Origin of the sequence: Actinomadura bangladeshensis, from assembly GCF_004348335.1 — a bacterium.
Classification (GTDB): Bacteria; Actinomycetota; Actinomycetes; order Streptosporangiales; family Streptosporangiaceae; genus Spirillospora; species Spirillospora bangladeshensis.
Genome location: NZ_SMJW01000443.1, coordinates 1 through 3524 on the forward strand (window position 1 = coordinate 1; position 3524 = coordinate 3524).

The 3524-nt window shown below is 72.1% G+C and carries 4 protein-coding genes; 3 read left to right on the plus strand and 1 reads right to left on the minus strand.

What is annotated here, in order from left to right:
• Positions 1-872, minus strand: an 872-nt coding sequence (locus tag E1284_RS39520; protein WP_341770475.1) for an SAM-dependent methyltransferase, incomplete at its 3' end; no start/stop codon positions are given.
• A gap of 109 nt (positions 873-981) precedes the next feature.
• On the opposite strand from E1284_RS39520, the gene E1284_RS39525 reads away from it, so the two are divergent.
• The 3 genes from E1284_RS39525 (at position 982) to E1284_RS39535 (ending at position 3375) form a co-directional block, all read left to right on the plus strand.
• The gene (locus tag E1284_RS39525; RefSeq protein WP_131945250.1) at positions 982-2151 is read left to right on the plus strand and encodes a sensor histidine kinase; all 1170 of its coding nucleotides are present in this window, start codon (positions 982-984) and stop codon (positions 2149-2151) included.
• A 23-nt stretch (positions 2152-2174) separates the two neighbouring features.
• On the plus strand, positions 2175-2873 hold the full coding sequence (locus tag E1284_RS39530; RefSeq protein ID WP_279433122.1) for a response regulator: 699 nt from the start codon (positions 2175-2177) through the stop codon (positions 2871-2873).
• A gap of 160 nt (positions 2874-3033) precedes the next feature.
• Positions 3034-3375, plus strand: a complete 342-nt coding sequence (locus E1284_RS39535) for a chaplin family protein (RefSeq protein ID WP_165965613.1) — start codon at positions 3034-3036, stop codon at positions 3373-3375.
• Positions 3376-3524 lie beyond the last annotated feature (149 nt).

The following is a 3524-nucleotide window of genomic DNA, read 5'->3' on the forward strand; positions in this document are numbered from 1 at the left end:
GCCAGGTCCAGGGGTGGGCGGGCGCCGGACAGGCCTAGGGCGCGCAGGGCGTCGCGCTGGGTGGTCAGCAGGGTGGACGTCGCGCCGGCGCGTTCGCCCGCGGTGGCGCAGGCGTCCAGTGCGACGTGCGCGGTGACGTCGCATGATCCGTCCGGGACGGCGGGGACGGTGGCGCCGTCGCGGTAACCGGTCATCGTCCCGTACACCGGGCGGGCCTCGCGCGAGTGGGAGTAGTCGACGGCGAGCGCCATGCCGCGGGACAGCCGTCCGACCACGGACGCCCAGGCGTTGCAGCGCGGGTGACCGATCTCGGCGCGGTCCCCGGGTTCACTGAGCGGCCACCAGCGCTCCAGCCAGGCGTGATCCTCGGCGGACGGCGGCGGGCCCGGGCGCTCGGTGCCGGTCGACGGGTCGACGAGCACGGTCCGGATGCCCTCCGGGGTGCTTTCGACGACGTCCAGCGGCACGTTGTCGAGCCACTCGTTCGCCACGGCCAGCCCCGTGATGCGCCGCGGAAGGTCCGGCCGCCAGCTGATCTGGGACGGGACCTCGGCGGGCCGCGGCGCGATCTCCACCGCCGTCGGGACGAGCCGGGACGCCAGGTCGGCGGGCGCGCAGGCCAGGATGTTGCTCAGCAGGCGCCCCGACCCCGCGCCGACGTCGACGACGTCCAGCCGCTCCGGACGGCCGAGCAGGACGTCGACCTCGGCCAGCAGGCGGACGATGGCGGCGGCGAAGCGCGGTGAGGCGTGCACCGACGTGCGGAAGTGCTCGGCCGGACGCTCTCCGCGCCGGTAGAAGCCGTCCTCCCCGTACAGCGCCCGCTCCATCGCCGTGCGCCATGTCAGCCATTCGGTAACCAACGCCGCCACACCTGTGACGTTACCGCGCGCACCGCCGCGCACCGCCCCATCCTTGTGGTGGACGTGTGTCCGACCTGCGGCTGATCCGTGCTTACCGGTGCTTACATACGCTGTCGGCATGGTGGCGAGCGTGTGGGAGTGGCTGCGGCGTAAGACGCCCCTGGTCGACGCGTTCTTCGCGGCACCGATCCTGTTGCTCGCCGTCCCCTCGCTATTGGGCGGGACGTACGGGATGAGCGTCCTGCAGTACGGGTTGCTGACGGTTCTCCTCACGGGTCCGCTCGTCTTGCGCCGGACGTACCCGCGCACGGTGCTCGCCTTCATCGCGCTGGTCTCGTTCGTCCAGTGCGTGGCGGGCCTGCAGTTGGTGCAGGGGAACATCGCCGTCCTTATGGCGATCTACACGGTCACGGCCGGCTACTCGATCCGCTGGGGGATCGCTGCCGCGCTGGTCGGAGTGACCGGCGCGGGGATGGCCGCGTGGAGGTATCCGTCCGGCGCCGACGACCGCAAGTACACGTTCGTGATGCTGGGGCTGCTGGTGGCCGGGGTCTACGTGCTCGGCCTGCACATGCGGACGCGCCGCGCGTACCTGCGCTCGGTCGAGGAGCGGGCGGAGCGGCTGGAGCGCGAACGGGACAACGAGGTCAAGGTGGCCATGGCCGCCGAACGCGCGCGTATCGCCCGGGAGCTGCACGATGTCGTGGCGCACAACGTCAGCGTGATCGTCGTGCAGGCCGACGGGGCGTCCTACGCGATCGACACCGATGTGGGGCGGGCCAGGCAGGCGCTCGAAACGATCTCCTCGACGGGCCGGCTGGCGCTCGCGGAGATGCGGCGGCTCCTCGGCGTCCTGCGCGAGGACGACGACGCCGGGGCGTTCGCGCCGCAGCCGGGCGTCGCCGAGCTGGACGACCTGGTGGAGCAGGTCCGCGCGTCCGGGCTCGCGGTGACGTACGAGGTGGACGGGACGCCCGCGGCCATGTCGGAGGGACGCCAGCTCACCGTCTTCCGGATCGTCCAGGAGGCGCTGACCAATACGCTCAAGCACGGCGGTCCGCGGGTGAGCGTGTCGGTCCGGCTGCGCTACGCGGACGACGCGCTGGAGATCCGGGTGGCGGACGACGGCCGCGGCGCGGCGGCGTTCGACGACCACCGCGGCCACGGCCTCGCGGGGATGCGCGAGCGCGTCGCCGTGTACGGGGGCGACGTCCGGGCGGCGCCGCGCCCGGGCGGGGGGTTCGAGGTGGTCGCGCGGCTCCCGGTGCGCGAAGAGATCGCCGCATGAGGCGCGCGGACGAGGAGTGGACATTGACCGAGATCGACGACGCGGCGGGACCCATCCGGGTGGTGCTCGTGGACGACCAGGAGCTGGTGCGCGCCGGGTTCAAGATGGTGCTGGACGCGCAGCCCGACATCGAGGTCGCGGGCGAGGCGGGCGACGGCGTGCAGGCGCTCGACCTGCTGCGCGGCACGCGGGCCGACGTCGTCCTCATGGACGTGCGGATGCCGCGGATGGACGGGATCGAGGCGACCCGCCGGATCGTGGCGCAGTCCGGCCCGAAGGTCGTCATCCTGACCACCTTCGACCTCGACGAGTACGCGTTCGCGGCGATCAAGGCGGGGGCCGGCGGGTTCATGCTGAAGGACGCCGGCCCGGCGCAGCTCATCGAGGCGATCAAGGCGGTGCACTCGGGGGACGCGGTCGTCGCGCCGAGCACGACCAAGCGCCTGCTGGACCGGTTCGCGGTGCACCTGCCGGACGCGGAGGAGAAGGCGGGCGGGGCGCTGGAGACGCTCACCGAGCGTGAGGGCGAGGTGCTGCGTCTGGTCGCGCGCGGCATGTCGAACGCGGAGATCGCGGGACGGCTGTACGTCTCCGAGGCGACGGTGAAGACGCACATGGGACGGATCCTGATGAAGCTGGGCCTTCGAGACAGGGTTCAGGCGGTCGTTTTCGCCTACGAGACGGGCCTGGTCAAAAGCGGCCAAAGCGGTCACGGTGTGTAACGAGTTGGTTACTCCATGGTGACTATTTGCCCTCACCGTGACGATCGGCATTGCCCTACCTCAAAGTAGCTGGGTAACTACGGTACGCGACGCCGCCTTCGCGGGTGACGTCGGCAATGTCAGAACGGGCCTGCTAAGCCCATGTACGGGAGGACATACGTTGTTCAAGAAGCTTGCCGTCTCCGGCATCCTCGGCCTCGCCGTGGCCGGCTCCGCACTGGCCGCGACGCCCGCCTACGCCTCCGCCTACGGCGGCGGCTGGGACCACGGCCACCACGGCCACCACCACGGCCACCACGGGCACCACCACGGCCACCACCACGGTCACGGCGGCGGGGCCGGCAACGGCAACACCACCGCCGGCAACTTCGGCGTGCTGAACGGCACCCAGGTGATCGCCCCGATCTCCAGCGCGATCAACGTCTGCGGCAACGCCGTCGCCATCCTCGGCATCGCGAACTCGGGCGGCTGCAAGGGCGGCGCGTACGCCCACACCGGCTGATTCCGACGACGGGTCCCCACACCCGTCACCGAAGCGCCGGAGACCCCGCACCGGGTCTCCGGCGCTTCGCCTTGCCGGGCCTCCGCCCGCGCCGACCCGTCCGCCGCGGGGGGCTGGGCGCGACGGGCGCGGGCGGGTCGGTGGATGGG

Excerpts from the sequence above, each read along its gene's own strand:
- E1284_RS39525 (WP_131945250.1), top strand. The coding sequence starts at position 982 with ATGGTGGCGAGCGTGTGGGAGTGGCTGCGGCGTAAGACGCCCCTGGTC.